This window comes from Pelagibacterium lentulum, assembly GCF_003992625.1.
GTDB lineage: Bacteria > Pseudomonadota > Alphaproteobacteria > Rhizobiales > Devosiaceae > Pelagibacterium > Pelagibacterium lentulum.
The window spans coordinates 58,789-81,125 of the sequence record NZ_RZMW01000029.1 but is presented as its reverse complement, the minus strand read 5'-3'; the positions used below and the strand labels follow the sequence as shown (position 1 = coordinate 81,125).

The 22,337-nt window shown below is 58.7% G+C and carries 27 protein-coding genes; 18 read left to right on the top strand and 9 right to left on the bottom strand.

Translation table 11 applies throughout. The features are described from left to right. Positions 1-18 precede the first annotated feature (18 nt). A complete protein-coding gene (locus tag EO133_RS07580) occupies positions 19-417 on the bottom strand; it encodes a RidA family protein (RefSeq protein ID WP_127072042.1) in 399 nt (132 codons plus the stop codon). Between the two features lie 147 nt (positions 418-564). On the opposite strand from EO133_RS07580, the gene EO133_RS07575 reads away from it, so the two are divergent. Next, positions 565-1,161, top strand: coding sequence for a TetR/AcrR family transcriptional regulator (locus tag EO133_RS07575; RefSeq protein ID WP_127072041.1), 597 nt, complete (start codon positions 565-567; stop codon positions 1,159-1,161). Here EO133_RS07575 and EO133_RS07570 read toward each other — a convergent pair whose 3' ends face one another. The 3 genes from EO133_RS07570 to EO133_RS07560 all read right to left on the bottom strand — a co-directional run bounded on the left by EO133_RS07570 (position 1,162) and on the right by EO133_RS07560 (position 3,880). Then, positions 1,162-1,527, bottom strand: a complete 366-nt coding sequence (locus EO133_RS07570) for a hypothetical protein (RefSeq protein WP_127072040.1) — start codon at positions 1,525-1,527, stop codon at positions 1,162-1,164. Between the two features lie 63 nt (positions 1,528-1,590). After that, complete coding sequence (locus tag EO133_RS07565; protein ID WP_127072039.1) at positions 1,591-2,472, bottom strand: bifunctional helix-turn-helix transcriptional regulator/GNAT family N-acetyltransferase; 882 nt, start codon at positions 2,470-2,472, stop codon at positions 1,591-1,593. 64 nt (positions 2,473-2,536) lie between these two features. Continuing rightward, on the bottom strand, positions 2,537-3,880 hold the full coding sequence (locus EO133_RS07560) for a hypothetical protein (RefSeq protein WP_127072038.1): 1,344 nt from the start codon (positions 3,878-3,880) through the stop codon (positions 2,537-2,539). Between the two features lie 222 nt (positions 3,881-4,102). Here EO133_RS07560 and EO133_RS07555 point away from each other — a divergent pair, with 222 nt between their 5' ends. Further along, positions 4,103-4,498 (top strand): VOC family protein, encoded by a 396-nt coding sequence (locus EO133_RS07555; protein ID WP_127072037.1) that lies wholly within the window; start codon positions 4,103-4,105, stop codon positions 4,496-4,498. Here the strand turns inward: EO133_RS07555 and EO133_RS07550 are convergent. Further along, on the bottom strand, positions 4,450-5,112 hold the full coding sequence (locus tag EO133_RS07550) for a helix-turn-helix domain-containing protein (RefSeq protein WP_127072036.1): 663 nt from the start codon (positions 5,110-5,112) through the stop codon (positions 4,450-4,452). The genes EO133_RS07555 and EO133_RS07550 overlap by 49 nt on opposite strands. A 54-nt stretch (positions 5,113-5,166) precedes the next feature. After that, a complete protein-coding gene (locus EO133_RS07545) occupies positions 5,167-5,820 on the bottom strand; it encodes a class I SAM-dependent methyltransferase (RefSeq protein WP_127072035.1) in 654 nt (217 codons plus the stop codon). Positions 5,821-5,931: 111 nt separating this feature from the next. On the opposite strand from EO133_RS07545, the gene EO133_RS07540 reads away from it, so the two are divergent. Beyond that, positions 5,932-6,825, top strand: coding sequence for a LysR family transcriptional regulator (locus tag EO133_RS07540; protein ID WP_127072034.1), 894 nt, complete (start codon positions 5,932-5,934; stop codon positions 6,823-6,825). A 79-nt stretch (positions 6,826-6,904) separates the two neighbouring features. Here the strand turns inward: EO133_RS07540 and EO133_RS07535 are convergent, their stop codons facing one another. Then, a complete protein-coding gene (locus tag EO133_RS07535; RefSeq protein WP_127072033.1) occupies positions 6,905-7,891 on the bottom strand; it encodes a M23 family metallopeptidase in 987 nt (328 codons plus the stop codon). 169 nt (positions 7,892-8,060) lie between these two features. Between EO133_RS07535 and EO133_RS07530 the strand changes: the two genes are divergently transcribed. The 15 genes from EO133_RS07530 to EO133_RS07465 all read left to right on the top strand — a co-directional run bounded on the left by EO133_RS07530 (position 8,061) and on the right by EO133_RS07465 (position 19,248). Further along, positions 8,061-8,450, top strand: a complete 390-nt coding sequence (locus EO133_RS07530; protein WP_127072032.1) for a hypothetical protein — start codon at positions 8,061-8,063, stop codon at positions 8,448-8,450. Next, positions 8,437-9,738 (top strand): DNA-packaging protein, encoded by a 1,302-nt coding sequence (locus EO133_RS07525; protein WP_244640813.1) that lies wholly within the window; start codon positions 8,437-8,439, stop codon positions 9,736-9,738. Before EO133_RS07530 ends, EO133_RS07525 begins: the two co-directional genes overlap by 14 nt. 52 nt (positions 9,739-9,790) lie before the next feature. Continuing rightward, positions 9,791-9,979 (top strand): type II toxin-antitoxin system HicA family toxin, encoded by a 189-nt coding sequence (locus EO133_RS07520; RefSeq protein ID WP_127072031.1) that lies wholly within the window; start codon positions 9,791-9,793, stop codon positions 9,977-9,979. Positions 9,980-9,991: 12 nt separating this feature from the next. Further along, positions 9,992-10,426, top strand: coding sequence for a type II toxin-antitoxin system HicB family antitoxin (locus EO133_RS07515; RefSeq protein ID WP_127072030.1), 435 nt, complete (start codon positions 9,992-9,994; stop codon positions 10,424-10,426). A gap of 349 nt (positions 10,427-10,775) precedes the next feature. Then, positions 10,776-11,936 carry a phage portal protein gene (locus EO133_RS07510; RefSeq protein ID WP_127072029.1) on the top strand — a complete coding sequence of 387 codons (1,161 nt, stop codon included), beginning with the start codon at positions 10,776-10,778 and terminating at the stop codon, positions 11,934-11,936. A gap of 196 nt (positions 11,937-12,132) precedes the next feature. Further along, positions 12,133-12,333 carry a hypothetical protein gene (locus EO133_RS07505; protein ID WP_127072028.1) on the top strand — a complete coding sequence of 67 codons (201 nt, stop codon included), beginning with the start codon at positions 12,133-12,135 and terminating at the stop codon, positions 12,331-12,333. Positions 12,334-12,335: 2 nt separating this feature from the next. Then, positions 12,336-12,494, top strand: a complete 159-nt coding sequence (locus tag EO133_RS20195; protein ID WP_164734923.1) for a hypothetical protein — start codon at positions 12,336-12,338, stop codon at positions 12,492-12,494. Then, positions 12,494-12,976: an HK97 family phage prohead protease gene (locus tag EO133_RS07500; RefSeq protein ID WP_127072027.1), complete on the top strand. Its 483-nt coding sequence runs from the start codon at positions 12,494-12,496 to the stop codon at positions 12,974-12,976. Before EO133_RS20195 ends, EO133_RS07500 begins: the two co-directional genes overlap by 1 nt. A 17-nt stretch (positions 12,977-12,993) precedes the next feature. Further along, entirely contained in the window at positions 12,994-14,235 is a 1,242-nt protein-coding gene (locus tag EO133_RS07495; RefSeq protein ID WP_127072026.1) for a phage major capsid protein, read from the top strand. Between the two features lie 144 nt (positions 14,236-14,379). Beyond that, a complete protein-coding gene (locus EO133_RS07490; RefSeq protein WP_127072025.1) occupies positions 14,380-14,616 on the top strand; it encodes a head-tail connector protein in 237 nt (78 codons plus the stop codon). Between the two features lie 171 nt (positions 14,617-14,787). After that, positions 14,788-15,087: a hypothetical protein gene (locus tag EO133_RS07485; protein WP_127072024.1), complete on the top strand. Its 300-nt coding sequence runs from the start codon at positions 14,788-14,790 to the stop codon at positions 15,085-15,087. 24 nt (positions 15,088-15,111) lie between these two features. Then, positions 15,112-15,771, top strand: a complete 660-nt coding sequence (locus EO133_RS07480) for a response regulator transcription factor (RefSeq protein WP_127072023.1) — start codon at positions 15,112-15,114, stop codon at positions 15,769-15,771. Between the two features lie 5 nt (positions 15,772-15,776). Next, the gene (locus EO133_RS07475; protein WP_127072022.1) at positions 15,777-17,129 is read left to right on the top strand and encodes a sensor histidine kinase; all 1,353 of its coding nucleotides are present in this window, start codon (positions 15,777-15,779) and stop codon (positions 17,127-17,129) included. A 144-nt stretch (positions 17,130-17,273) separates the two neighbouring features. After that, on the top strand, positions 17,274-17,753 hold the full coding sequence (locus EO133_RS07470; RefSeq protein ID WP_127072021.1) for a hypothetical protein: 480 nt from the start codon (positions 17,274-17,276) through the stop codon (positions 17,751-17,753). A gap of 250 nt (positions 17,754-18,003) precedes the next feature. Continuing rightward, positions 18,004-19,248: a hypothetical protein gene (locus EO133_RS07465; protein ID WP_127072020.1), complete on the top strand. Its 1,245-nt coding sequence runs from the start codon at positions 18,004-18,006 to the stop codon at positions 19,246-19,248. Positions 19,249-19,253: 5 nt separating this feature from the next. Here EO133_RS07465 and EO133_RS07460 read toward each other — a convergent pair whose 3' ends face one another. Beyond that, positions 19,254-21,251, bottom strand: coding sequence for an FAD-dependent oxidoreductase (locus EO133_RS07460; RefSeq protein WP_127072019.1), 1,998 nt, complete (start codon positions 21,249-21,251; stop codon positions 19,254-19,256). Beyond that, positions 21,248-22,312 (bottom strand): FAD-dependent oxidoreductase, encoded by a 1,065-nt coding sequence (locus EO133_RS07455; protein WP_127072018.1) that lies wholly within the window; start codon positions 22,310-22,312, stop codon positions 21,248-21,250. The genes EO133_RS07460 and EO133_RS07455 overlap by 4 nt, the downstream gene beginning before the upstream one ends. Positions 22,313-22,337 lie beyond the last annotated feature (25 nt).

Genomic DNA, 22,337 nt, shown 5'->3' with positions numbered 1-22,337 from the left:
GTCGCGGGGTGTATTGTTTTATGCCACCTGCGGAATGCGCGCGATGACCTTGATCTCGAAATCGAAACCGGCCAACCAGTTGACCCCGACGGCGGTCCAGTTTGGATAGGGGGTTTGGGGAAAAACCTTGCTTTTGACGCCCATTATCGTTTCGAACTGGGCCTCGGGATCGGTGTGGAAGGTCGTCACGTCGATAATGTCATCGAACGTGCAGCCTGCCGCTTTGAGCACGTTGGAAAGATTGTCGAAGGCACGTTGGACCTGATTTGCGAAATCGGGTTCGGGCGAGCCATCTTCGCGGCTGCCGACCTGACCGGAAACAAACAGCAGATCGCCCGAGCGGATGGCGGCAGAATAGCCGTGCGCCTCATAAAGTGCGTGGCGGTTTTCGGGAAATACGGCTTGGCGCTTGGTCACTGTGAACTCCTGAGTGTGGAAGGGCAAGACAGGCTCCTGGCCTGACGAGCGCTTGATTGATATACGTCTCGTATGTTCCTAGATAAGAGATACGCTGCGTATGTCAATAAGCATACGTTGCGTATGTTAGTGATGGTGGAGACGGTCATGGCCGCGAGACGGCGTTCTGAAATGGTGGAAGAAACGCGGGGCAAACTGATTGCGGCTGCGCGCCGCGCCTTTGCTGCCAAGGGGTATGCGGCCTCCTCGATGGATGAGCTTACGGCAGAAGCGGGGCTGACGCGCGGCGCGCTCTACCACAATTTCGGCGACAAGAAAGGCTTGCTGCAGGCGGTCATCGATCAGATCGATGCTGAAATGCTCGCCCGTATGCGCGTGGCAAACGAAAAGGCGCAGACGCCCTGGCTGGGGTTTATGGCAGAAAACAAGGCCTATATCGAAATGGCCCTGGAGCCTGAAATTCAGCGTATAATGCTGCTCGACGGGCCGGCCGTTCTGGGGGACCCGTCGCAATGGCCCAACCAGACCGCCTGCCTGCGCAGGACCGAAGACATAATCCGCGGGCTTATGAGGGACGAAACGATCATGCCGGTCGACGCTGAAGCGGTGGCACGATTGCTCAACGGCGCGGCACTCAATGCGGCACTTTGGATTGCCGCGTCCGACGACCCGCAAGCCGTGTTTGAAAAGGCCGTTGAAGCCTTCCAAACGCTCGCGGCAGGGTTGCTGCGCGTCAGGGACTAGTTACGATTGGCTCCGGCGTGTCACGACATTTTGCGGTTCGGCCCGATAGAACCCGGTGGGCGGAGGCGGTATCCCGGCCCAGAACACGACAATGAGCGCCACAATGAACCGCCACAGGGCCGAGCGATCAGGGGCGACGGGACCATGAGCATCGAGCAATTCAAGCGCGGCGCTCACATCCTCCGGCCTGACCCGCAAATGCGTGCCGCCCATGGCGTGCGCCCAATGCCAGACAACGACATTTGTCTGCCAGCCATCGGAGACGACTTCGATGCCCGAACCGCGCAACAGGCTTATGGCGATGGCGGCTTCCGACGGGCCATAGGCACGGGCAATGGTGACATAGCGGGGCGCTGAATCGCTCATGAATCTTTATGGCAACGCATTGACTCAAGATGCAAGGTATAGCGCCCAAGCCATTGCGGGGAATCACGAATTTAGTGTTTTTTCAAAGAAGTAATCGGGATAGGGGTCGTCGTTAAACCTGTCGATTTCGACCCAGCCCGAGCTTTGATAAAGTGCCAGAGCTTCTGGCAGGGCGCTGTTGGTATCGAGGCGCAAGGTGGTGATCGAAAGCGCGCGGGCCGCATTCTCGGCGGCCTGCATCAAGCGGCGGGCAAGGCCAAGTCCGCGGGCGGCAGGCGCCACCCAGAGGCGCTTGATTTCGGCGATTTCAGTGCCCTTGCCCTTGAGGCCGACACAGCCGATAGGCAAATCGTCCGACAGTGCAAGAATGAAGGCGCCGAGCGGGGCAGACATCTCCCTGGCATCGGGCGCAGCGGCGAGCGAAACATCGTAGCCGGTGGCAAAACGTCGGCCCAGTTCGGCATAATATTGGTCAAGGCAGTAAAGGGCGTCCGGCGTGTTCGGATCGACAGTTTCAAGGATAATCCTGTCGCGCCCAAGGGCCGTGGCGATCAAATCCATCGCGGCGAGCAGGGCCTCGGATTTCGGGTGCCGTGCAAGGATAGTTTCGGCCTGTGCGTCCGAGAGACTTTCATAGGCGGCATATTCAGCTTCGCCTGTGGGCGTAAGGCTGACGATGCGGCGGCGCGCATCGTCGGGATGCGGTGTGGTGAGGACGAGCCCCTCGGCTTCGAGCGACCGCAATAGTCGGCTCATCAGACCGGAATCGAGACCGAGATAATCACGGATTTCGGCGACATCGGTATAGCCATGCCCGATGGCATTGAGCACCCGCGCCGCACCGAGCGGACGCCCGCGACCCAGAAAAGACTCATCGAGCGCACCGACCTCGGAGGTGACGGCGCGATTGAAACGGCGAATGCGGGCAATGGCATCTGTACTCATATTGCCTGACTTAGGTCAGATAATATGGTTTCGTCAAGTCGTGGAGTGGAGCGAATCTATTCGTTCAGTTGTCCAAATCCTTTTCGGCCATAGCCTCTATCGAAACCATATCCGGTTCTGACTTATCGCCTCTCAGGCGCGGTGCGGGAGCTACCCAAGTTTTGAGATATTGCCCAACCTGCTCGTAGAAGTCGGGTACTGCTGCCTCAAGATCGGTGATGAAATTCTTACGTTGAGCGAAACGAGCAGTAAGATCGCGCACTAATAGCACTTCAAAAGAAACAGCCACTTGCCCATTCTTGTCCGACCCAGCTAGCTCGGGATTTTCGCGCAAGACCGTCAGTTCATGTTGAGTGTCAGATGAGCGCCCCGGCCAGAACAATCGGATATGGAGTTGATCGGGGTTACTGCGCTGCAATTGCCGCAACAACCAAGAAAGGCGCGCCTTAGTGCTTTTGCGGTCGGCAGGGGCCTTGATTTTCATAGAGACGGTTACGCACCTTGTCTTCAGGTCAGCAATGATGTCGATCGGCGCCGCTGCATCAGGCACGTTCAGCGTTGCCTCGAGGCATTCGTTGCGCGCAAGATCGGCAATGGATGCCTTGAGGCGCGCCGCGGGATCGGCAGCATGCGCTCTTGAGATGCGTGTCGTTACCTCGGTTCCGAGTTGCCGACTGAGTACAAGACTGAGATCCCGTACTTCCTGATGCCAAGCGCCAATAACTTCCCGCGTTTCATCTGCCGACGCAGTAATTTTGCCACCAGTCTGAACTTTCGAGACGATGTTCGGCCAAGCAGCAGGCATGCTGTCGAACGTGCGAACGCCTGCACTGGGATGAGTAAGGAACCGGCTCATTTCTTTGAGAATAACCCGTTGATCATCGTCGGCGACTTGATCATTGCTCAACAGAAGGTTGGCTTGGGTTACGACGAACATCCACGACCAATGAAACAGCGCCGCCTTTTTGCGAACTGCTGCAGGCAATGCAATGGGGTGGTGCGTAGGGAGAGGGGCAAACTGATTGGAGAGGGTCAGCAGTGCATCTACGCCATTGAGCTTGGCAAGATCGAGGTAACTTTCGATTTGTTCTTGTGTGAGATCGGTGTTCCCGACCTTTGCTTCAACCAAGGCAGTCCAGCGCCGCGAACCGGTGGTAACGACAATTAGACCGTCCGGCCGGTGCTTTTTCTCGGTTCCCTTTTTTAAACTGACTTCTGTGTAAGTCTCGATCCGTGTGCGCGTTCCCGTGCGTTGACCGACCGCCGATAGCATTGCAGCGCCAAATTCCTGTACGTTTTCGAGACACGACAGAAAAATGGAGAGGGTTCGACCTTCCTTTGATGTATCCGCTAAAACTGGAAACAATCGAGAGCGCTCGCCGCGCAGCAAACTGTCTGGTAAACTCATGATGTTCCCCCTGTCAACTGAATGGAAACATCAAATTTGACGCGAGGCAAGCACCTAGCGTCAGAATGATTTTTTACTCCCCCTTCTGCGCGACAATAAAAACAACAGCGTGGCCGCCAAACGGAAGAATGGACCCATACGTTCTTTCTTGTCGCGATCATTCAATACGCGTGGACGGTCATGGCCTAGCAATTCCGCGCAACATAAGTTTGGGAGAAAACTATGATCTTCAGATACACGATCCTTTATGTGGACAATGTCGCAGCCGCGCTGGATTTTTATGAGCACGCCTTTGGGCTTGAAAGGGCGCTTCTACACGAAAGTGGCGATTACGGAGAGCTTTCGACCGGTGAGACCAAGCTCGCTTTTTCGTCCACGGCCCTGATGCGGCAACTTGGAAAGGCGCCAGCCAAACCCATCGCCGATGCGCCGGTATTCGAATTGGCATTCGAGACCCAGGATGTTCGCGGAGCGCTCGAACGGGCTGTAAAGACAGGTGCCAAGCTCGTGCAGGATGTCAGGGAGGAACCCTGGGGACAAACGACATCCTATGTCAGCGATCCAAATGGCTATCTTGTCGAAATCTGCTCGCCCGTCCAGTTGCCGAGCGCGGGTTGACGCAACAGGTCGAGAATGGCGGGATCCCGACGCAACTGCGTCGGGGCTCCACCGAACCAGCTTATGAGTTCCCGTGTCATGTGCGCCTGATCGGAAAAGTCGCAGGCACAGGCGAGCTCGGCCAGCGGCAGCGGCGAAGAAAGCATGCTTGCGGCCCGACGCGCACGCGCCAGGAGTCGCCAGTAGTCCGGGGGCGGCAAGCAAGACTGTCGAAAACGCCGTTGCATCGTCCTTACTGAAATACCACAGCTTTTTGAGACAGATTGCACCGTCGAACCTGGCAAGGTCAGCGCCGCGATCACGTCATCCAGTTCATTTGCCAGTGCCAACGCGTTTCCGAGGATTTCCTCCACGTCGGCACCCTCCATTGCGATGGCGTCAAGGGTGGAGGGATTGATAACGGCGCCGGGGCGCAGACGATAGCCGGTAATTTTGGTTCCAGGGCGCAGTCTTACACCACGCGGCCGGAAATCGAATTCGGTCAGGACAATGTGGTTGCGTACGCCAACGCTGCTTACAATCAGCACGTCGCGGCAGCCATCGGGGAATACGAGGGAGTGCGTTTCGCCCTCTGCCCGATGATGCCATTTCTGGAACGCAATTTTCCCTGTCATGGGTCGCCTCTAACTGCTGGTCGCAGAGCGTGCAACCCCATCCGGTGGCCCGGTTTATGACTTAAAGGTAGGCACTGCGTCGGCTTCTGCCTTCTGTGCGACAATGAAAACGGCAGCGTGGCCGCCCGGATGCCAGTGATGGCGGATGGTAAAGCCGGTCTTTTCGATCATCGAGACCAGTTCCCGGTCGGTGAGGACTCGCAATTGCGGCAAAAGGCCGATGGCGCGGCCAAGCGGGGCGACCCAGCCAAGCACGCGCAGCAGACTATCGCCCAGACAGGCGGTGCTGGAAACGAAATAGCCGCCCGGCTTGAGCATCTTGTGGATGCGGGTAATGGCCAGATCCGGCCGCTTGAGCAGATGCAGAACGCTTAGCGTCAAAACCATGTCATAGGTCCTGCCGTCCGCATCGAAATGGTTGATGTCGGCCTGCCTGAACGTGATGTTTTCGACATTGGCATCGCTGGCGCGCTGCTCGGCAATATCGAGCATGGCGCGGGAGAAATCGGTGGCAGTGATATGACGCACATGCGGGGCGTGCAGAATGGCCGTGCTGCCCGTGCCGCATCCGAGTTCAAGCAATTCCATATCGGGCCGGAAAAGCTGGCGGGTGATCTCGAGCTTTTTCTGGTAGGCGGCTTCATCGGAAATTTTGGAGCGCGAATATTTGTCCGCGGCCTTGTCCCAGAACCGGCTGGTCGTGTCCATTGTTGGCGTCCCTCGACACTGTTTTATTCAGTGCGCGCATATTAAACCGGCTGCGCCGCGCTGGAAATCGTGTATTTTGGCAGTTTCGATATACGGAATTGCATAAGCGCCATGGCTGATTTTGACTGGAACCACATGCGGGCCTTTCTCGCGACCGTGGAAGCGGGCACGCTTTCTGGAGCTGCGCGGCAAATCGGGCTGACCCAGCCCACGCTGAGCCGGCAGATCGCGGCACTGGAGGACGAGTTGGGGCTGCTGTTGTTCGAGCGCGTGGGCAAGCGGCTGCAATTGACCCATGCGGGGCGCGAGCTTGCCGCTCATGTGCGCGAAATGGGCGCAGCGGCGCACCGGATCGGGTTGGCCGCTTCGGGCCAATCGTCCACAATCGAGGGTATTGTGCGGATCACGGCCATCGATCTTGTCGCCGCCTATGTCCTGCCACCGCTCCTGCACCGGATCAACATGATGGCGCCGGGGATCGTGCTCGAGGTTATCGCAACCAACGCAATCGACGATCTGATGCGGCGCGAGGCCGATATTGCGCTGCGCCATATGCAGCCGGACCAGCCCGACCTTATAGCTCGCCGATGTCCTGACAGCGATGTAGGGCTCTATGCGGCGACAAAACTGCTCGACGCGATCGGGCGGCCCAAAAGTGCCGAAGATATCGCCAATATGCCAATCATCGGTTTTCCCGAAAACCAGATGTTGATCGATGAACTGGCCGCCCGCGGCATCCCGCTGCGCGAGGAAACCATACGCTGGCGCTGCGCGAGCGTGATGATAAACGGGGAACTGGTCCGGCAGGGCTACGGGATCGGCATCATGTTTCGCGAGGCCGCCAAGGACATGACCGGCATAGAGGAATTGCTGCCCGATATGGAGCCGATCAAGGCGCCGATGTGGCTTGTCACGCATAGAGAACTGCATACCAGCCGCCGAATCCGGCTGGTTTACGATGCGCTTTACGAGGAGCTTTCGCGCCGGAATGTGCGGGGTGGTTGAGACCTTCTGCGGCAAAGAAAGATCCCTGGGTCGAAGCCCAGGGACGACCATTGAGGGAATCACGAATTGGGCGCCAAGACTAATCCTGCGCCGCGACGATCTGGCCGCGGATTGGCTCGCCGCGATCCACGGGTTCGCCATCGGCGAGATAGGACTGGAACTGGGCTGGAAGCCCCTCGCCATTCATCAGGTCCGGGGTGGTTTGCAGGTGAAAATGCAAATGGGGTTCGGACGTGTTGCCCGAATTGCCACAAAGCCCCAGAACATCGCCCTGGCTGACTGTATCGCCTTCTCGCACCCTCAGGCTGCCCGCTTGTAGATGCACGAGGAAGGCATATTCGTTCTCGGCCAGTTCGAGGATGACGTGATTACCCGCCGGGTTCTGAGCGTCGGTTTCTCCGATCAATTGGTCGGGCAAATCGCCCACGGCCGCAATGACGCGGCCATCGGCGGGCGCAAGGATTTCCGCACCCCAGCAATAGTAACTCTCAAGCCGATCCTTCTCGCCGGAATAGGAATTACCATCCGCATCGTGGATGATGAAATCGTATGCAAAGCGCTGCCCGACATCGATTATGTGGTAATTGTCTTCGAGCACGCGCCCACCCCAGAACACATACCATTCCCCGTTGAAGGGCAGGCGCAGATCGGCCTGTGTTTCATAATCGAGATAATCCGACGCTGCCCCCTGGACCTCCGTAATCAGAAAGCCGGCAATTGCGCCTGAGGCATCGAAGCTCCATTGTGTCATCACGCCGGTCGGGGTCTCGGACCATCCGGCAACCTGGCGGTAGATATTGAACCCGTTTTCCAGGGAGACAGTTTCGCTCTCGATTTCGCGTTGCTCTCCAAGGCCGGCAAGAACTTGCTCGTGGAAACTCGACAGTCCCGCCCGCTCGCCGAACACCGCCTGCAGGCCCGGCGTCATCGCCTGCCAGAGATGATCGAGATTGCCTGCGATGAACGCATCGGTCGCGTTACGGCCCTTTTCGAGAATCGCTTGCTCGTCGGCACGGGCCGGAGTGACAAGAGCCAGAATGGCGGCAATGGCAGGCAGAATGCGCATAACATCTTCCTCGGTGGGGGCTTTTGTCCGTTCAATTGGGCATGTGATAAAGCAAGATCGGCGGGTTTGCTCAATCTTTAATACGGAACTGAAGCAGCCAGCAAACTTATCCCCGCGTGACACAATGGGGGTACAGTCATGGCATGGTGAGCGAGATGCGGCGAAAGAAATGCCGGATTCCCTCCGCCCGGTAGGGACTGGACCGCGCCACGCTCACCATCCCTTCTTTTCCCTGTTCAAAGACAGTGCAATGTCGATCCAGGACATACTGAACTATCCCAAGCCCGTGCCCGATGCCACGGCAGGCGCGATTGTCGCGCGCATGATGAAGCTCATTGCCTGGCAGATCGCGGCGCTGGAGGAAAAAATCAAAAAGGACGGACTGATGAGCGAGAGCGAACTGCGCCAGCTTGAAACCATGACCAAGACCATGGACAGACTGATTGCGCTCGACAAGGCTAATGCCGCCAAGGACAACCAGCCAACCCAGATCAGCCCCGAACTTGCCCATGTCCGTGACCGGCTTTTGGCAAAGGTGCGCGCCCTTGAAACCGAATGAGCTGCCAAAGCTGACGCCCGAGCTAAAGGCGGCGATGATCCATGCGGTGGAGACAGCCAGCGCGGAGGAAATCGAGCTTTTCAAGTATTACTGGGGTATCTGGCAGAATGTGTTGCAGGAGGTGCCGCAAGGCAACTGGATGACCTGGCTGCTGATTGGCGGACGCGGCTCGGGCAAGACACGAGCCGGCGCCGAATGGGTGCGGGGTTTGGCCTGTTCCGAACGGCCCATCTCACCGATCGCACTTGTGGGCGAAACCATGAGCGAGGCACGTGCGGTGATGGTGGAAGGCCCCTCGGGGCTTTTGGAAGTCCATCCGCCGCAAAACCGGCCACGGTTCGATGCCGCGCGGTCAATGGTGATCTGGCCCAATGGGGTCAAGGGGCTGTTGCTGCCGGCCAACGATCCGGACCGGTTTCGTGGCCCGCAATTTGCCGCAGCATGGTGCGACGAACTGGCGAAATGGCCCAAGGCGGAAGCAACCTGGGACATGCTGCAATTCGGGCTGCGGCTGGGGCCGATGCCGCGCCAACTGGTGACGACAACCCCCAAAGCGACACGTCTTTTAAAAAAGCTGATGGTGGCGCAGCGCACGGTGGTGACGCGCATGCCCACAACGGCGAATGCCGAAAATCTGGCGCCCAATTTTCTGGCGGCGATTGAGGAGCTTTACGGTCGCACCGCGCTGGGACGACAGGAAATCGAGGGCGAAATGATCGAGGACATTCCCGGCGCGCTCTGGAGCCGTGTCGATATCGATACCGCCCGGCTCGAAACCGCGCCCGAACTTGAACGTATCGTCGTGGCGGTGGACCCGCCAGTGACAGGCGGGCCGAAATCGGATGCCTGCGGCATTGTCGTTGCGGGCCGGAGCGGAACGCGCGCGGTGGTTTTGGCCGACCGCACCATCAAGGGTGTGACGCCCATGGGCTGGGCGCGCGTGGCCATCAAGGCGTTCCATGAATTCGGTGCCGATGCGGTGATTGCCGAGGTCAATCAGGGCGGCGATCTGGTGCGCGAAATCTTCAACCAGATCGACGCGCTGGTGCCGGTCAAAGCAGTGCGCGCCAATCGCGGCAAATGGGTGCGGGCCGAGCCGGTCGCCGCGCTCTATGCGCAAGGCCGCGTGCATCATGTGGGGATGCTGGCCGAGCTTGAGGACGAGCTTTGCGCCTTCGGGCCGGACGGGTTGGCTGAGGGCCATTCCCCCGACCGGCTGGACGCGCTTGTCTGGGCGCTGAGCGAGTTGCTGCTGCGCGATGGCGCTGTGCCAAGGGTGCGGTGGTGAGGTGCTCCACACTTGTGTTGACTTCAACAGATGTGTGGAATAGCGTATATTTATGAATGCCAGCGAACTGAAAAGATGGCTAGCCAAACAGGGCTGTACCTTTGAAACCCACCGTGGCGGCAGTGGCCATCTTACTGTGCATCTGAATGGCAGGACTTCACAATTGCCTATGCACGGCGGCAGAAAAGAACTCGGTACAGGATTGGTCAACAAGATCAAAAAGGACCTGAACCTCAAATAGAAGGGACACGGTATGTGGTATGAAGTTGTCCTGACACCGGACGACAACGATACGTGGTTGGTTGCCGCGCCTGCTTTTCCCGAAGTGGTAAGTTTTGGCGAGACACAGCAAGAGGCTCGCGAAAACGCTCGCAATGCAATCGAAGAGGCAATCGCAGGACGTATTGCGCGCGGCGAAAGCATTCCCGTTCCGCTTTCGTCGTCCCTGGAGCAGGGGCGGTTCGTTGAATTGCCAGCAATTGTTCTGCTCAAGGCAGCACTTTACATGAACATGCGGGCCAAAGGCTGGACACGCGCCGATTTGATGCGTGCGCTTGGCTGCAAACGAGAGCATGTGGATCGCCTGTTCCGGCTGGAACATAATTCAAGACTCGACAGTCTTGAAGAAGCCTTCAAGGCTCTTGGAGAGCCGTTGCGCTTCGACATGAATTTTCCCGATGCCACATAGCCACTAAACCCCGCATCCAGCGGGGTTTTTTATTGCCCGAAATTCAGCGAGCAATTTTTTCTGCCAAACTTATCCCCGCGTCACGGCGCTGGGGTATGGTTATGGCATGGTCGGAAAAATGCGGCCAGGGCCGGGCTGGCTAGAGCGCGTCCAGGAAAAGCATGCCCTTGGACTTGATGCGAGGGTGGAAACGGTTTTCCGGTTCGGACGCGCGAAAAATCAAAGACTTAGATCAAAGCTGCGATTCACTGAAAAGCAGAATTGATATAGATTAAGCCGGCGCTTTCGGTGCGGTTTCGAGCCTGAGCCGACACATCTGACCACAAATAAATTCAAGGACATCAGTGCTATGCCAAACTGGTTCAACCGGCTTTTCGCCGGGCGATCACCCTTGCCGTCTGAAACCAAGATGGCAGGGAGCCAGACACTTTTTACGCTTTCGCATCTGGGCGATGGCATCTCGGCCAAAAAGGGCTTTGCGGCGCTGGCCAATGAGGGGTTTGCGCGCAACCCGGTGGTTTATCGCTGCGTGCGCATGGTAGCCGAAGCCGCCGCGCGGGTGCCGCTGGAAGTGCGGGACGGAGCAGCGGTTCTGACGACCCATCCTATGCTGGATCTTCTGGCGCAACCTAACCGGCGTGAGACTGGCGCGGCGCTTCTGGAAAAAACCTATGCGTACCTTTTGACGGCAGGCAATGCCTATCTCGATGCAGCGATGCTCGATGGTGCGGTCAAGGGCATCTATGGGCTGCGGCCGGATCGGATGAGCGTAATCGCAGGGCGTGACGGCTGGCCGGTCGGCTATGCCTATACAGCCGGTGGCAAGACGCAAAAACTGATGCTGGAGGACGGCCCGATCAACCGGGTGCTGCATTTGTCGCTGTTCGATCCGCTTGACGACCATTACGGCATGGCGCCCTTGCAGGTGGCACAGGCAAGCCTTGAAACCCATAATGCGGCAACCCAGTGGAACAAGGCCTTGCTCGACAATGCCGCAAGGCCGTCCGGCGCGCTGGTTTACAACGCCGGGGCAGGCAACCTGACCGAAGACCAGTATCAACGGCTGAAGACCGAACTGGAAGACGGCTTTTCTGGATCCATCAATGCCGGGCGACCCATGGTGCTCGAAGGCGGGCTGGACTGGAAGGCCATCGGGCTTTCGCCATCGGATATGGACTTTCTCAACGCCAAGAATGCGGCGGCGCGAGAAATCGCGTTGGCCTTTGGCGTACCGCCGATGCTGCTCGGCATACCGGGCGACAACACCTACGCAAATTATGCCGAGGCGAGCCGGGCACTCTGGCGGCAGACAATTATTCCCATGGTCAATGCCGTGACCCAATCGCTCAGCCAATGGCTATCGCCCGGCTTTGACGGGGCGGTTTTGCTGCCCGATTTTGACGGCATCGAAGCCCTTGCCGCCGACCGCAAACTCGACTGGGAGCGGATCGATAATGCGAGGTTTCTCACCGACACGGAAAAGCGGGAATTGCTGGGGTTCGGGAGGTAGGGGAGAGGACAGGGCTGTGCGTCGCTACCCTTCTCCCCTTGAGGGAGAAGGTGGGCTTTCGCTTCAGCGAGAGGTCGGATGAGGGGTCGCTTTGCTGACTCTCATGAACACCTCACCCCCGGCCCCTCTCCCTCAAGGGGAGAGGGGGGCCCTATGATCAGCCAAGCGGCAGCAACTCAAAAGACAAGTAACCCCAATGGATGAAATCACACGCACGGTGCTTGAAAAGGGCGATCTGGCGCATCTGGCGCTGTTTTTGTGGGCCAGCGGTGCGAGCGCGGCGGCGCTGTTGCTGTTGCGGGAAGTGGCTGCGGCCAACCGGCGGTTCAATACCTTTGTGACCGAGATCGCCCATCTCAACCGGCTTTTCAGCGCATCATCAAAAGACAGGGACTGAACATGAGCAAAGCCAAAACGAGCAAACTTGCCAAACCCGAGGCCGATCAGGTGTTCCGGCAATTCGCCTGGAACCTTGCGGGGCGGTTAAAGCAGGACGGGGCCGGCACGCGGCCGATACGCGGCAAGGCCGAAAGTGCCGGCAAAAAGGCGTTGGGCTGATGGCGGTCGCAATCGATGCCGATGGCCGGTTTTCCGGCTATGCCTCGGTGTTCGGGCAAGTCGATCAGGGCGGCGATATTGTCATGGCCGGAGCCTTTGCCCGCTCGCTGGCAAAGCGCAGGCCAAGCGCTGTCCGGTTGCTGTTCCAGCACGATCCGAAAGAGCCGATCGGGCTTTGGGATACGATCGAGGAGGATGCGTTCGGGCTCAGAGTGTCCGGGCGGCTGCTCGATGGCGTGCCACGCGCCGCCAGCCTCAAGGCCCTGATCGCGCAGGGCGCGGTTGACGGGCTTTCAATCGGGTTTCGGGCGGTGCGTGCCACCCGCGAACCCCGCAGCGGATTTCGGCGGCTCTGGGCTGTCGATCTCTGGGAAATATCCATCGTTACCTTTCCGATGATGGATGCGGCGCGGATTGCCTCCGCGCCGGGCAGTCGGCTTGCCGCCTCGCTGGGTGCAGCCACCAGGCTTTTGAAGTCTTAATTCCAAAAGGATCAGGAATGACAAAATCTATCGAACCGCGCCTTGAGAACAAGGCGGCGGCCCTTCCCGCTGGCGATGTCACCACGATGTTTGCCGAATTCATGTCGGCCTTCGAGGAGTTCAAATCCACAAACGACCAGCGGATCGAAACGCTGGAAAAGCGCGGCAGCGCAGATGTGTTGATCGAGGACAAGCTTGAACGGCTCAATTCCCTGCTCGATGGGCAGAAGGCGGCTCTCGACAGGGCCGCAATCGAAAAGGCACGTCCAACGCTGGAAGCCGGGCGCGTGCGTGGCGGCGATGAATATAAGGATGCCTTTTCGGCCTATGTGAAGCGCGGTGAGGAAAAGGCGCTTTCGGTCGGTTCAAGCGAGGATGGCGGCTATCTCGCGCCCGCTGAAACGGAAACCGAAATCAACCGGCTGCTGGCCGCGATTTCCCCGATGCGCGCAATCTGCGGGGTGCGGCGGGTCTCCGGCTCCATCTATAAGCGCCCGGTGACGGTCTCGGGTCCACAGGTGGGCTGGGTCGGCGAAACCACAGCCCGCAGCCAGACCAACAGCCAGGTGCTCGACGAGCTGAGCTTTCCAACGACTGAACTTTACGCCATGCCGGCGGCAACGCAAAACTTCCTCGACGATGCGGCGGTCGATGTGGGCCAGTGGATTGCAGAGGAGGTCAATGCTGCTTTTGCCGAACAGGAAACGGCAGCGTTCATTCTGGGCGATGGCGTCAACAAGCCGACCGGCTTTCTCGATGCCGATATTGTGCCGGAAGGCGATTGGGAATGGAACAAGCTCGGCTATGTCCCAACCGGCGTCGATGGTAGCTTTTCCGGCACTGTCGATCCGGTCGATGCGTCGGATGTGCTGATCGATCTCGTCTATACGCTCAAGGCGGGCTATCGCCAGAATGCCACCTGGCTGATGAACCGGCGCACGCAGGGGGCGATCCGTAAGCTCAAGGATGCGGATGGCAATTATCTCTGGCAACCCGCTGCCCGCGCCGACGGCCGTGCAACGCTGATGGGCTTTCCGCTGGTGGAGGCCGAGGACATGCCCGATATTGATGTCGACGCAACCCCGATTGCCTTTGGCGACTTCCGCCGCGGCTATCTTATCGTGGATCGGCAGGGCGTGAACGTCCTGCGCGACCCTTATTCGGCCAAGCCCTATGTGCTGTTTTACACGACCAAGCGCGTGGGCGGAGGAATTGCCGATTATGACGCGATCAAGCTGCTGAAGTTTAGCGAGAGCTAGAACGGCTGAGGGCGGACTGCGAACGGCGCTTTTTTGCAACGCGGTAAGATCACTGCAGATGTCACTCCGGGGTTTATCCCGGGGTCCAGTTCGCCCTTTCCCTCGGGCTGAAATCCTAACCAAATAATCAAAGAGAACATTTCTATGGCCTCCTATCTTGTTGCCGGGCCGGTGGACGAGCCGATTTCGCTCGCCCAGGCCAAGGCTCATTTGCGCATTGAGGACGATGCAGAGGATGGGCTGATCGAAAGCCTGATCGCCGCTGCGCGGACCCATCTTGAAGCGATTACCGGCAGTGCATTGCTGCGCCAGACCTGGCGGGTCGTGCTCGACGCCTGGCCCGATTCGACTTGGTGTGTCAAAGGCATAATCGCCTGTTGAAGCCTTCGGGGATTATTCCGGCACCCAGCTTATTATGGAAGCGCTTGCCGTGATCTTTCTGCGGCGCGGCCTCAAAACCGATATCGGACGGGCCTGACAATCAGGTAGTCGCCGCTTTATGAACGCAAACGTTCATTTGAAGTTCAGAAAGATCGCGCTAAAGATGCGGCTATGAAAAACGCTCTTTTTAGCCGCATCTTATCTGTGATTGTCACCGCAGCTTTGCTTGCTCCCGCCGGCTCGGGAGCAGCCTTTGCGCAGGGCGGCTGCTGGGACAATTCCACCATTCAGGCAGCGCTGGCCGAGGGGCGTATCCAGCCTGTCGCAAGCGTTCTGGCGCGCGAGGGCATTTCGCCCTCGACCCAGGTGCTCAACGTGCGGGTATGCGAACAGGGCGGGGGGCTGGTATATGTGCTTGCGGTGCTGGAATCATCGGGCGAAGCGCGCAATCTGACGCTGAACGCGCAATAGCAACGATAAATAGGGCGGGCGGCCATGCGTATCCTTGTTGTGGAAGACGATGAGAATCTGAACAGGCAATTGTGTGAAGCACTCACCGATGCCGGATATGTCGTTGACTCATCGTCCGATGGCGAGGATGGGCACTTTCTTGGCGATACCGAACCCTATGACGCGGTGGTGCTCGATATCGGTCTGCCGCAAATGGATGGGATCAGCGTGCTTGAAGCCTGGCGGCGCGACGGCAAAACCATGCCGGTGCTGCTTTTAACCGCGCGCGACCGCTGGAGCGACAAGGTGCAGGGCATCGATGCCGGGGCCGACGATTATGTGGCCAAGCCTTTCCATATGGAAGAAGTGCTGGCCCGCATCCGCGCGCTGGTGCGCCGCGCTGCCGGTCATGCATCCAATGAAATTGTGGCCGGTCCGGTACGCCTCGACGTCAAGGCCGGGCGGGTTACGGTCGATGGGCAGGCGATCAAGCTGACATCGCATGAGTTCCGGCTTCTCGCCTATCTGATGATGCATCGCGGCAAGGTCATTTCGCGCACGGAGTTGACCGAGCATCTCTACGATCAGGACTTTGACCGCGATTCCAACACCATCGAAGTGTTTGTTGGGCGCTTGCGCAAGAAACTGCCTGAAGATCTCATTCAGACCATCAGGGGTCTCGGCTACCAGATACTGGCCGAATAGCGGATATGCAGCGTGGCTCGATAGCATTTCGGCTTTTCTGGCTCGCTGCAAGCTGGCTGATCATTGCGCTTGTCGCAACAGCGTTCCTTTTGACCGAGCTTTACTCTCAGGCACTTGACCGGGATTTAAGCGAAAGCCTCGATTTCCACATTTCGAGCCTTGTCGGCCAAACGCTGGAAACCCAGTCGCCATCCTCACAGGAACTGGCGGTGGCCGACACCCGGTTCACGCGCCCTACATCGGGCTGGTACTGGCAAATCCGAAACGATCTTGGCCAGATCATCAATTTTTCCCCTTCGCTTGTCGGTACGGTTCTGCCCGAATTGACGGCCGATTTCTCCGGCACCATGCGCTCGGCAGTCATTGAAGATGCCACTGGCCTACGCCTGCGCGCGGTCGAGCGTGTTATCAACGTTGAATCGGTGGGCCGGGTCTCCATTCTGGTGACAGGCAATCTCTCGGACGTGGATGAACGTGTCATAGCCTTTCGCGGGCAAGCACTTATCGTGCTTGGTGTGGTCGGCATCATGCTTGCGGGCATGAGCGCGATGATCGCGCGCTTTGCGTTGCGACCCGTCGAAAAACTGCGCGAGGCAGTGGAAGCAGTGCGCGAGGGCGAGGCGCCTGCGGTCGAGGGTGCGTTCCCTCAGGAGATTTCCCCCCTTGCCGATGAAGTCAACGAATTGCTGCGCTCCAACAGCCAGATCATTGAACGCGCGCGTAATCAGGTCGGCAATCTGGCGCACGGGCTGAAAACGCCGCTTGCGGTGCTGCGCAACGAGGCCGACGGGCAGAAATCGCAATTGGCGCAATCGGTGATGATCGAGACAACGAATATGTCGCGCATCGTTTCGACCTATCTCGACAAGGCCCGGCTTGCGGCGCGCTCTTCGGTTGTCGGTAAACGCTCCGACACTTCCGCGATCATGGATCGGCTGGGCCGTGTCATGGGCAAACTGCACAAGTCACTCGATGTCGGGATTGAAATTGCACCGGACACACCGTGGTTTCGCGGCGATGAAAGTGATCTTGAGGAGATGGCGGGCAACCTGCTCGACAATGCCTGCAAATGGGCGCGCTCGAATGTCGTTCTGTCCGCCGCAGGCTCGATAGAAGATGAAACCCGGCAGGTGGTGATCTGCATCGAAGACGATGGACCGGGACTGTCCGAGCAACAGGTTGAACAAGTGTTGCGCCGCGGTGTCAGGCTCGATGAAAAAACACCCGGCAGTGGACTTGGTCTGGATATCGTCAAGGAACTTGTTGACGTTTATGGGGGCGCGCTTTCTTTGTCTCGCTCGGAACTCGGGGGGGTTAAAGCCGTTTTGGTACTGCCAGCCGCGCGTTCGGGGCACTAAACGCAATTTGGCCGCAATGGCGGATATAGACGGCGTTACAGTTTGGTTTTTCGCCCTTTGGGCCGGCAAACATGGTATTGCTGCGGTCCTGGGTGGGCGGTTTTAAGAAGCTTTGGACCAAAAGTCCGCAAAAAGGGAAATGCAATGAATATTACGAGGTTAGTTATCGTTGCCGGTCTTGCGCTTGTTCTTGCCGGTTGTGCGCGCACAGGGACCATGCCAACGCCCCAAGGGCCAACCGTAAGCTCCATGCCTGCTACTTTGACCCAGCCGGAATTTCCGCAGCCCAGGGTTACGGCCGAGCCCCAGATTCAGCAGGCGCGCCTGACCCAGGGCGATTTCCGTTATATTGATTCAACGGCATTGCCACTGCTCAGTGCAGGCGCGCGCTCGGCTGCAACCGATGCGCAATTCTATGCGCTTCAGTTCGGACGTCCCGGCGCGCCGCGGAGCTGGTCCTCCGGCGGTTCTTCGGGTCAGGTTTCCGTTGGCCCCTATGTCCGGGTCAACAACCTTGATTGCCGTGAGTTCAGCCATCGCGTGACCGTTAGCGGTCAAACCTATACCCGCGCTGGCACCGCCTGCCGTGAAACCGACGGCGCATGGAACGTCGTGGACGCCTGATCGGCAGTTGGTCCTCACAGATAGTGATAACGCCGGGCCAGCAGGTCCGGCGTTTTGATATCTCCTTAAACGATATATACAAAAATTATTTACCCTCAGGCGGTACGCTCATTGCAGGGCTTTGATTCCGGGTTGATTCGCAGTTCAGCGCCGATCCGCCTCAGTCCATCGTTTTCGCCACGGCTCCAAAGCGTATGCTGGAATGCCAACGTCCGGTGCCGTGCCAGACTGCAAGAGAGCCGGGACGTTTATGCAAAAGGGCCAATCACCGCAGGACCAGCAAGCCGCCGCAGGCAAAGCCAACGTGCGCCCGACGCGGGCAGGCAATCCGGTTTCCGAAGCCGCATTTCTTGCCGCTATTGAGAGTGTTCTGGTTTCAGGGCCGATCTACTATGAATTCCCCGGCGCGATCGAGCGTGATGTTGCGGCTTCGATCTGGTCATGGATCGAGCGCGATGTGGCCGAGGAGGCCAGTCAGCGCCTGCGTGAGGCAATTGCCTCGGGCTCAGAGCCGGTGGCTGCCTTCGATCTCGTCATAACGGAAATCCTGGATAACCTTAAAGCCATTCTGGATGCCGAGCAGGATGATATCGAACTCGAGCGCCGCAATACTATCCAGATGGGCGGCGATGAACATCGTGCCAAGCTGGCCCTTGTCATCATGGCTATGCGCCGTCGCCCGCTTCTGCAACAGGCCGCCGCCTTCGGCACGAGCATTGGCAAACTGCAGGACGAAGCCATCGTTGCAACGGCGCTTCAGAACATAACCATCACCAATCCGATAACCCGCGCGCTGTGGATGCAGGCGATGGTCGGACATATTTCCAATCCGAGTCGCGTTATGGCCGCCGCAGTCAAGCTGGTTGGGGGTAAAAGCGATTCACTGGTAAGCAGTTCGGAATATGCGCCGCTGGTTCAGGCAATGCTTTCCCATGCGCAAAGCCAGATCAGCCTGTTGGCGGCACAGCCGGGCGTGTTCAACGACCTTGATCTCGCCTGCCGGGCGGTGGATCGCTACCACCGGCTAATGCGCGCGATAAACAATATTGTCGAGATTGAACGCAAATCGGAATGGGGCATGACGATTGCCGGGCTCATTGGCCGCATTTCCGAACGTCTTGAACGTCCGATACGTGAAGTCAGCCCTAGCGTCACGCAATCGCTGCGCCGTCCGCGCGATGGCGCTGACCGCGTTGATCCCGATGAAGTGCTTGCGGCGCTCAACGGCCTTTATCTTCTGACCGTCGTTCGCCGTTGCCGGGACTCGCTTGCGGTCAATGCTTTGCTCGATCAGGCCTGGACCGAAACCGGTCAGGCACTGGAAGTGCTGGTGACACGGGCGCTCGATACATTCCGTGCCAATCCGGTCGATAGTGTTTTGCGCGAGCGCCTCGAAGCAGGGATCAAAATGGCAGAAATCCGCTTCAACCCGGAATATGCCGATATTCTGCGCAAAGCGCGCGACGGTGCCGAAAAGCGGATCGCACAGGGTTAGGACCGCTAAAACCGCTCGCCAAGCCAGGCCGGAACCGACACCAGCCCGTCCCGCACAAAGATCGTATCACCCTCCCCAAGGCCGGTATGCGCCATCAAGGCGAGAGGACGTTCGGTCGTATCCTGACGGACGATTACGCCGACTGCCGAAAGCGGCGAGCGGTCGTCGCTGTTGGCAAAGACAAGGCATCCGGGATCGAATATCCGGCCACTGCCTGTCGACAGGCTCCAGAGCGTCTGATTGGACCCGAACCGGCCGATGAGATAAGTCGGCATGGGATCGGATGCCGGCAAAAGACCGGGCATCTTTCCCTGCTGTGCGCGCAAACCGCGTGGCAGGATACACCGCTCGCGGGCGATAATCTCAAGCTCATCCCCATTGATCGTACCTGTGGCCAACGCGCCTATAAGGTCGAGATCCGAAAGCGCTCGGGGCAGAGAAGATATGACGTTGGGCGTGGGGCTCGCGATGAACTTGTAAAGTCTATTGGTCTGCGGTTCGGGCAGGCAAAGTGTAGCCGGGCCAGGACTGAGAAACGCAGGCGCCATGTTGCCAGTCATCGGAGGCGCGACGGTCAGCGCGCTATCGGTTGTCTCGAACATGGGGTCGATCTGTGGGTCTTCGATTGTCGCCTCGTTGCCAAGAAGGAGCCAGTCTATAACGGCAACACCCGATTGCTGGCAGCCGGGCGCACTGAGAAACCCCGCCACAGAACCGGCAAGCACAACATTGCCACAACTGCCTGTCGCGACAACCTGACCGGTGCGGCTGTTCCATGTGACGGTCCCGCCAGCGCCCAGCCAGAGCGAAAGCGCGGGTTGCCAGCCGCCTGAAATAATGAGGCCGTCGGTCAGAACAGGGTCGCCGACAACGACATGCCGTTCGCTATCACGATGAACAATCGCAAGCCTGGCACCCATTCGGCCTGTGAAACTGACATTATCGATTTCGCGACCCCATGACAGCCGGAAGCCGTAAGCCTTGGCATAGTCGATAAAGCGCGTCTGTGGTTCGTATCGCGGATCTGAAATTCGCTTGATGGTTTGGCCGCTATCGGTGCCGAGCAACGCCAACCGATAGCCCGCGCCGGTCAGCGTGTGCAGATGCACGTTCTCGCGCGGCCAGATGCCATAATGGGCTGCAAGGCTCCAGGCAAAACCGGACCCCATGACACCCGGCAACCGATTGCCCGGAAAGACGGGCAGGCGTTCTTCCGTGCCGGTTGCCATGACGATGTGTTTGCCCGAGATCGCCAGCCGCTCGGGGCGAGGCGCACCATTTTCCGTCACGGTACGAATGGCATGGGCCGTGCCGTCGGCAATCTCGAAGACTTCGGTGCCTGAGAACACCGCTATGGACGGATGGTCTGATATCTGCCGGGTAAGATCGGCAATAAGCTCGGCGGGCGGCATTTGGCCCTCGACCTTACCGAAAAGGGCCGCAATGCCGCCAAGCGTCGGGTTCCGGTCGACAAGGATAACCGAAGCCTTATGCTTAGCGGCTTCAAGGCTGGCGGCAAGCCCTGCAATGCCGCCGCCGATGACAACGATATCTGCCGAGAGGGCTTGCGCGGCAGGTGTCTGCATCCAGAGGACAGGAGCGGAAAGGCCCGAATTGAGATCGAGGTCAAGACTGTTCTGCCTACCGCGCAGCACCTGTGTAATCTGCCCAAGGGGGGAGCGTCGCATACGCCTGCCCCGCGTGACATAGCGTGCGCCATCAATTGCCGGACAAAGGGCCATGGGCATGGCCAGGTCGGGGCGTCTTTCATTGCCCTTAAGCGCGACAGGCGGAGCACTATGGGTGTCCAGCGCAACAGGGCTGTTCCGGAACATTCCGGCTGTGTCGATGCCGTTTGCGATGGCGGCGGAAAGAACGCTGTCCCCGGCATAGCCGCTGATTTCCCGTCCATCGAGATGGAACCGGATTGGCTGGTGCAGATCGACGACAGGACGCGAAAAGTCCGCTGCGCCGGTTTGGATGAGCCGTCGATTGAGCGTCATGCGGCACGCTCGTGGGCTTTCAGCGCCAACTCCGCCACGCTGCTCCGGTCAAAGGAGCGGGTGGGGCGGCGCGCAACGCACCATTCCATTTCCTCAGCGCTGGCAACACCCGCCACAAAGCGCGCCAACATCGGCGCAAGCGTGAGATCGAGACCACCCAATGCGCTCATGGTCCAAACGCGGAACTGCCGCATGGAGCCGATCAGGGGCGCGCCGTCATGGGACAGTAAACGTTCATAACGCACACGGGCTGCCTGACGAGTATTTGCAGATGCGGCGAACGCATTGGCGATACGTGTTTCGCCAAAGCCATCGGGATCAAGGGCATGGCAAAGCAGGCTCCCATCGGCCTGCTGGTAGATCGAAGTGGCGCTGTCCAGGCGCATTACATGCGCCATGGACTGTCGGGGTGACGGTTCGCTCAAAACGGCCAGAGCGCTTGTCGTCTGGGCAACTTCGGCGAGAATTTCAGGAGCGATATGGGCGATCATAGCGTCATCGTCAGCAAGAATGACGCAATCCACGCTGCGATCCTCAATCCGGCCACTGCCGTCCCGTTTGATCGATAGCTGTGCGACTTGCGGCAGGATGGATCGAACGCCAGTGGTTTCAAGCCACGCGGGCAGATAAGTCGACAGCCAGATATGATCGATCCATTCCACATCTCGCATCCGAATCGCATTGGTCCCATCGCCAGGTGCCGGGGCGACCGGTTCGGTGGCAAAACCGAAGCCAGCGGCAAGATGGCGCAGATGCGATAGCGCTGTTTCTGCCTCAAGCCCGCTGGCAGCGATAACCGGATCGGTGCGCGAGACAATTTCGGGGCCGATCCGGGCAAGCAGCTTGCGGGTTTCAGGCCATTGAGCAATAGCGACCTGCCATGTCTCGGGCCGAAGCACCGGTGCAACAGAGAGCGAAATCGAGCGCGGCAGGCGATGAGGGCTCGCAACGGAAGCGATCAGAACAACATCTTTTGAATGGTGCCCGGCCAGCAAACCTGCCAGAAAGGCGGCAAATACAGACGTGCCGACAACGGCTATGGTTTGCGGCGTATCAGGCATGGCGAAATAAAATATCTCCTATGGT